General features: G+C 35.6%; 8 protein-coding genes. 6 read left to right on the plus strand and 2 right to left on the minus strand.

Annotated features, from left to right (window positions below):
* The first annotated feature begins 25 nt into the window (after positions 1-25).
* The gene (locus GSM_RS12180) at positions 26-1,000 is read left to right on the plus strand and encodes a Gfo/Idh/MocA family protein (protein ID WP_003687617.1); all 975 of its coding nucleotides are present in this window, start codon (positions 26-28) and stop codon (positions 998-1,000) included.
* A 195-nt stretch (positions 1,001-1,195) separates the two neighbouring features.
* Here GSM_RS12180 and GSM_RS12185 read toward each other — a convergent pair whose 3' ends face one another.
* Positions 1,196-1,930 carry an MIP/aquaporin family protein gene (locus GSM_RS12185; RefSeq protein WP_003687615.1) on the minus strand — a complete coding sequence of 245 codons (735 nt, stop codon included), beginning with the start codon at positions 1,928-1,930 and terminating at the stop codon, positions 1,196-1,198.
* Between the two features lie 148 nt (positions 1,931-2,078).
* On the opposite strand from GSM_RS12185, the gene cbpB reads away from it, so the two are divergent.
* From cbpB to GSM_RS12200, 3 genes are all read left to right on the plus strand, one after another.
* Positions 2,079-2,564, plus strand: a complete 486-nt coding sequence (cbpB, locus tag GSM_RS12190) for a cyclic-di-AMP-binding protein CbpB (protein WP_003687612.1) — start codon at positions 2,079-2,081, stop codon at positions 2,562-2,564.
* A 27-nt stretch (positions 2,565-2,591) separates the two neighbouring features.
* Positions 2,592-3,302: a 2,3,4,5-tetrahydropyridine-2,6-dicarboxylate N-acetyltransferase gene (gene dapD / locus GSM_RS12195; protein WP_003687610.1), complete on the plus strand. Its 711-nt coding sequence runs from the start codon at positions 2,592-2,594 to the stop codon at positions 3,300-3,302.
* Positions 3,303-3,475: 173 nt separating this feature from the next.
* Positions 3,476-4,642 carry an N-acetyldiaminopimelate deacetylase gene (locus GSM_RS12200; RefSeq protein ID WP_003687608.1) on the plus strand — a complete coding sequence of 389 codons (1,167 nt, stop codon included), beginning with the start codon at positions 3,476-3,478 and terminating at the stop codon, positions 4,640-4,642.
* Between the two features lie 184 nt (positions 4,643-4,826).
* On the opposite strand, the gene GSM_RS12205 is transcribed toward GSM_RS12200, so the two are convergent.
* Positions 4,827-5,741 carry a mechanosensitive ion channel family protein gene (locus tag GSM_RS12205; RefSeq protein WP_003687605.1) on the minus strand — a complete coding sequence of 305 codons (915 nt, stop codon included), beginning with the start codon at positions 5,739-5,741 and terminating at the stop codon, positions 4,827-4,829.
* A 129-nt stretch (positions 5,742-5,870) separates the two neighbouring features.
* Here GSM_RS12205 and GSM_RS12210 point away from each other — a divergent pair, with 129 nt between their 5' ends.
* On the plus strand, positions 5,871-6,272 hold the full coding sequence (locus GSM_RS12210; RefSeq protein ID WP_003687603.1) for a DUF948 domain-containing protein: 402 nt from the start codon (positions 5,871-5,873) through the stop codon (positions 6,270-6,272).
* A 19-nt stretch (positions 6,273-6,291) separates the two neighbouring features.
* The gene (locus GSM_RS12215; RefSeq protein ID WP_003687602.1) at positions 6,292-6,753 is read left to right on the plus strand and encodes a hypothetical protein; all 462 of its coding nucleotides are present in this window, start codon (positions 6,292-6,294) and stop codon (positions 6,751-6,753) included.
* Positions 6,754-6,780 lie beyond the last annotated feature (27 nt).

Genomic DNA, 6,780 nt, shown 5'->3' on the forward strand with positions numbered 1-6,780 from the left:
TATTATCAATGATGAGGTGAGTATAATGGCAGAAAAAATCCGTTATGGAATCGTCGGTACTAATCGATTAGCAGTCAAATTTGTTGAGGCATTGAAAGAAAGTTCAAAAGGTGAAGCAGTTGCAAATTTTGGGCATGATTATGAAAAAGCACAGCAGTTAGCCCAAAAGCTGGGGATACAAAATACTTATAACAAATTGGAATCATTGTTCAATGATGATTCAATTGATATTGTTTACCTAGCTATAAAAAATGAAGATCACTATGAGAGTGCTAAAGCTGCATTAGGAGCAGGAAAAAATGTTTTATTGGAAAAACCATTTACGAGACACAAAGTCGGTGCTCGTGAGCTCTTTTTACTGGCCCAGCAGAAGAATTTGTTTATCATGGAGTCCCAAAGTGCAGTTTTCTTGCCAATTATCGAGAAGGCGAAGCAGTTAATTGATGAAGGTGCAATAGGTGACGTAAACTTCATAGATATTCAAGAAAATTATGATACTACTGATAAAAAAGAATGGTTTACAAAGTTATCTGCTGGAGGTGGTGCTTTCATAAATGGTGGAACGACTCCAATAGGGCTTATTCAGTATTTGACTGGGAAAGATGTTACGGAATGGAACGGATTTGAGTTCAATCAAGTTGGCGAAGCAGATACCAGATGTAATTTGACTTTAAAAGCTGGCGATATTTTAGCCAATATTATTATCGCAACTGATTTTGGTCTGGAAACTAAGATAGTGGTATATGGAACAAAGGGAAAGTTGGAAATTCCAAATTATTGGGAGTCCAAGTCAGCGTACTTGAAAACGGATGGCAGTGAAGCAAAGAAGTTTACAACCGATGGCCAACAAAGTGAGATTGTATATGAAATTAATCATATAAACGAGTCTCTGTTAAATAATGAATTGAAAAGCTCTATTGTAACACCTGAACTGACTATGCATACTATGACCATAATCGAATCAATGTATCAAAAATGGTATGGTGATCCATTAAATTAACAGCAGGTTTATATAAAATCAGAACAGTACAAATTTCTTCGCTGTGAGTGATTTGAAATTAGGCGGAGAATTCTGAATTATGGAATATGTGAATATGTTTATGTGAAGTAAAAAAGGACTGGGTCAAAGATAAATTTAAGATCCAGTCCTTTTTATATGTATTATTTGATTAATTTAATTTGAATTATGAAAAGTTTATAAAAAAATTATTTTATATAAAGCGACAGCAAAAATTCCTGCAAGAATTGGAGCAACAACTGGAACCCAACTGTATTTCCAATTAGATGTACCCTTGTACTTGAGTGGGAGAAGTTGATGTAAAATTCTTGGTCCAAGATCACGAGCAGGATTTAATGCAGGACCCGTAGGACCACCGAATGAAGCAACGATAACCATAACTAAAAGTCCTATTCCAATAAAGCCAGACATTTGGTTACCATGACTAAAACTTGGTGAATTAGTGATACCAAGTGCTCCAAAAACAAGAATAAAGGTACCAAAAAACTCATTTATAAAACCATTGAGCCTGCTTGATGTTGCATCCGAAGTAGAGAAAGTACCAAGCACAAGAGTGGTGTTCTTGGTCAAATCATAATGGGGCTTGAAACATAAATAAACGACAAATTGTCCAATAATTGCTCCTAAAAGTTGAACTGAAATATATGGTAAAACATCACTCCAGGGAAAAAGTCCAGAAAGTGCGAGTCCAATTGTAAAAGCTGGATTGATATGGTTACCTGAAATAGTACCAAACATTAAAGCGGGGATCATAACTGCAAAGCCGTATCCGACAGCAATCACAATCCAACCCCCATGGCTACCTTTGGTCTTTTCAAGATCAACAGTAGCTACTGAACCGTTACCAAGAATTACCATGATAGCAGTTCCAAAAAATTCGGCACAAAGCCGAATTGCTAAAGAATATTCCATGACTACCTCCTTCAAATAATACTTTCTAATAGTAGCATAAAAAAAATATAAGTAAATATTACTTTTTACTTTATTTTAAAGAATTCTTGTTGGTTTTTTGCCCAAAATAATTTAGAATGGAGGTATTGGATAGAGGAGGTTATTTGTCGTGATTACTAAGCAAATGGAACAGATGCTAATCTCTAAACAAGATGGTTTTTTGATTCCAGCAGAAATAGTTGCAAATGTACAAGAAGATAACCATTTGGATCACGCATTTCTTGTCTTGACTAAAGTCAAATATTCATCGATTCCTGTTCTTGATAAAGAGCAGCATTTTAAGGGAATACTGACGTTACCCATGCTAACAGAGACAATGCTTGGATTAAACGGGATTGATCCAACTCGTTTGAGTAAGAAGAAAGTGTCTGAAGTAATGCAAAAAGACTTTCCAACTATCAAGTTGCCATATGATGTGGAAGAAATTTTGCATTTGTTAATAAACCATCCGTTTCTAATTGTTATAAATGATGATGGTGTCTTTACTGGGATTGTGACGAGACGTGAGGTTTTAAAGGCCGTCAACTATATGACGCATGATTTTGATAAGTATTATGCTATCAGAGAGAAAGAATCAAGCACGATACAAGATTAGTTTTTTTACAATAAGGGAGGAATCAATGTGCCAAAACTTAACACTGAAGAAATTATTAAAACAATTGCAAATTCAAAGAAAAAAACACCTGTAAAAGTATATTTAAAGGGAACATTAGACAAAATTGAAGTTCCTGCAACACTTGAGACGTATTTTGAAGATAAGACGGGTGTTCTTTTTGGTGATTGGAAAGATGCTTCAATATTTTTAGATAATAATAAGGCAAAAATTAGCCAGTACCATGTGGAAAACGATGGAAGAAATACTGGGGTACCAATGATTGATAAAAAGGTCTTTAATGCACGAATCGAACCAGGTGCGATTATTCGCGATCAAGTAGAAATTGGTGATAATGCTGTTATCATGATGGGTGCTGTTATAAATATTGGTGCTGAGATTGGTGCAGGCTCAATGATTGATATGGGTGCAGTTCTTGGTGGACGTGCATGGGTTGGCAAAAATTGTCATATTGGTGCAGGCACAGTATTGGCTGGGGTAGTTGAACCTGCTTCGGCTCAACCAGTTACTATTGAGGATGATGTGCTCATTGGTGCTAATGCAGTTGTTTTGGAAGGTGTACGTGTCGGTAAAGGTGCTGTAGTTGGTGCTGGTGCCGTGGTAACACATGATGTAGAACCGGGGACTGTTGTAGTTGGAATGCCAGCCAAAAAGGTTAAAAATGTCTCAGAAATTAAAGAGGGTAAAACTGATTTAGTAGAAGACTTACGTAATATTTAGAATAAACCAAGTAGTTGAAGAAGAGGCTGGGGCATTGACTCAAGCCTCTTCGTTTGGTTATATGGATGGTTTTGTGGAATATTGGTCTCATAATTTTGGTATATATTACGTATTTTTTTATTTGTTTATGATGAATTATGGCATATAATTATTGACTAAAAGGAATGAGTTTAATGATTTTAACTGAGAGAGAATTAATAGGGATAAGACGCGAATTACACCAAATTCCTGAAATTGGAATGGAAGAATTCGAAACGCAAAAAAAATTAATTTCAATTATTAAAAGCATGAATAGTAAATGGCTAGATTTTAAAACCTGGAAAACAGCAACTATAGTGCATTTAAAGGGAATTGATGAAACTTATACAATTGGTTATCGGACTGATATTGACGGTTTGCCCGTAACTGAGGAAACAGGCTTACCGTTTTCTTCAAAAAATGAGGGGCGAATGCATGCTTGCGGACATGATATACATATGACTGTTGCCCTTGGAATATTGAGTTTTTTTGCAGAAAAACAGCCTGGTGTAAATATGACATTTATCTTTCAACCTGCTGAAGAGAATGCTAGTGGTGGTAAGCAACTGTATGAGAGTGGGGCACTTGATCATTGGATGCCAGATGAGATTTATGCATTCCATGATAATCCTGGTTTAAAGACAGGAGTAATCGGTTGTCGGCAAGGAACTTTATTTGCTGGAACATGTGAGATTCATGCAACTTTTACTGGAAAAAGCGGTCACGCTGCTTTTCCTCACAATGCAAACGATATGGTGGTGGCCGGATCTTATTTTGTAACTCAGATTCAGTCAATTGTGAGCCGAAATGTTGATCCAATTCAATCGGGTGTTGTAACACTGGGACATTTTAGTGCAGGAACAACCGGTAATGTGATTGCTGGGAAGGCCCAAATAGATGGGACAATCAGGGCATTAACGCAAGAAATGAATCTATTAATTCAAAAAAGAGTTAGGAAAATTGCTGAGTCTGTTGCGGAAGCATTTGAATGTGAAGTTGACCTTGACTTGCATCAAGGCGGATATTACCCAGTTGAAAACAACTATGAAACAACGAAAGAGTTTATTAATTATATGTCCAATACTAAAGATGTTGTGTTTGAAGAAACAAAACCTGCAATGACTGGGGAGGACTTTGGTTTCTTGTTGTCGAAAATACCTGGGACAATGTTTTGGTTAGGAGTAGATAGCCCATATTCATTACATTCAGAATACCTTGCACCAAAAGAAGGAGCAATTATAAAAGGTGTGAATGCGATGACGGGTTATTTGAAAACCAGAATGAAAGATATCAGCAAAAATAGAGAGAACGACTCTCTGTGATTAGCTATTGAGTTGTATTTATTTGTATAATGCAAAGGATAAAAAAGGCTGGTTCAAGAATTTTGAACCAACCCTTTTTTTATGCTGTATAAACATATTACATGAGTCAAAACCCTTCGTCTAATCTCAAGTTGCTCATCTTTATGACTCAGTTTACTACTCTAATTAGTCAGCTGATCACTTGTTATTTAGATACAGCAGCCAGATTAACGGGAGAATTGTTTATTTTAAATCCCTTTTGAGTTAAAGTTTCGAGATATTCAGTTAAAAAGGCTCTTTGCACTGTATATTGCGCACCATTTTTCGTATAAATTACCACACGAAAAGATAGAATACCATTACCATTATCAACGGTACCAAGAATTGTTGGTCCTTGTGTGATTTCTTTATATTTTGGTGTAAGTTTTTGGTTTATATCTTTTATTATGGTGGTCATTTTTTGGATATCAGATGATGGATCAAAGTAAATATCGATCAGAGCCCGCATATCATTGCGCGATAAATTGCTGACAATTGTGATATTTCTATTTGGAATGAAGTGTAAAGTGCCGTCATAATCAATGATTTGAGTTGTTCTAAGCCCAACTGCGTGAATTGTACCACTAACTGTATCAATTTTTACCTCATCACCAACATCAAATTGTTGTTCTAGAAGAATGAAAAAGCCAGTCACAATATCTTTAACAAATCCCTGTGCACCAAGTCCTAAGGCTACACTGAAGATTCCGGCTCCAGCAATTAGCGTTCCAACGGGGATGCCAATCACGGACAAAATAGCATAAAAGTAAAAGAAAAGAATACAGTAGTGAAAGATATTCAAAGATAAAGTATAGATTGTGCTTATCCGGTTTGTTGAAAGATGATCATTTATTTTAGCCCTTTTAAAACTATGGATAATAATTTTTTTACCAAACCAGTGTACGATAAGGAAAAAAATGGATAAAAGAATAAGTGAAAGTGTAATGGCAACCATATTACTAAAAATTTTGTCCCAATCAATTTTGACAAGGAAACGCGTAAAAATATTGGTTTGTTTAGAAACCTGGGTTGAGACACTACTAGTAAGCGAATCAGAACCCTTCAAATAAAATAATTGCATATAATCGTTCTCCTTTAATATTTCTATAATAACAAAAATTAGCAAAAATAGCGTTAAATTTTCTTTTAATTGCAGTTTTTTGGCTGCAATGCTATCCTATAAACAAGTAGGAAATGAGGAGGCACAACTATGGAATTAACATTGGGGCAGCTTGCGGGATTGATTGCAGCAGTTGCATTCTTATTGCTTGTCGTTTTTTTATGCATTGTTCTGGCAAAAGTCGGGAAAATCATGAATGAAGTAAACGAAAGTGTAAAATCGATGCGTACAGATATAAATGGTCTTTCAAGAGAAGCAGAGGCAATTTTGGCGAAATCGAATACACTGCTTACAGATATTGAAGACAAGTCAAAAACGATTGATCCACTTTTTCAAGCAGTTGCAGATTTGAGTGAAAGTGTCTCTGATTTGAACAATGCAAGTCGAGGACTGGCTACGAAAGTATCATCATCGACAAAGAGTGTTGGAAAAACTTCAGTTGTACTTGGTGTAGCAAGAAAATTGTACAATCTAAGAAAAAAGAATAAATAGTTGTCTGGAGGATAGAGTAATGGGAAGAAAATTATCAGTTTTTACAACTTTAGCAGTTGGGACGGCAGCATATTTTATAACTAAAAAAGTATTATCTGATCATCAGGAACAAATAAAGGAAAAAGTTGCACAGTTGACTGATGAGGGACGTGAAAATGCAGTACGTTACTATAATCATGCGCGTGATTATGTAAATGAAGGGTATGATCTTCAAGACACATTGAATGAATTGAAACAAAAGGTTGTTGATACAGCCGAAAGTCTTAAAAACAATGACAATGTGGAGCAGGCTCTTTCCTCCTTAAAAGAGGCAACTTCGGAATTAAAGAGTCAGTTTAATAAGGAAAAGAATAATGAGAATGATGATGTTGTTGAAGATGACATCGTGATTGATGGTAGATCAGCGTTTGGTGAGGCAAAAGATGCTGCAGAGTTTGAAAAAGATCATCCGACTGAGGTCTTTTACCCTAAAGAAGACTAAAAAATAAACAAAAAAGCCATCTCAAAA

This window comes from Liquorilactobacillus mali KCTC 3596 = DSM 20444 (genome assembly GCF_000260415.1).
GTDB lineage: Bacteria > Bacillota > Bacilli > Lactobacillales > Lactobacillaceae > Liquorilactobacillus > Liquorilactobacillus mali.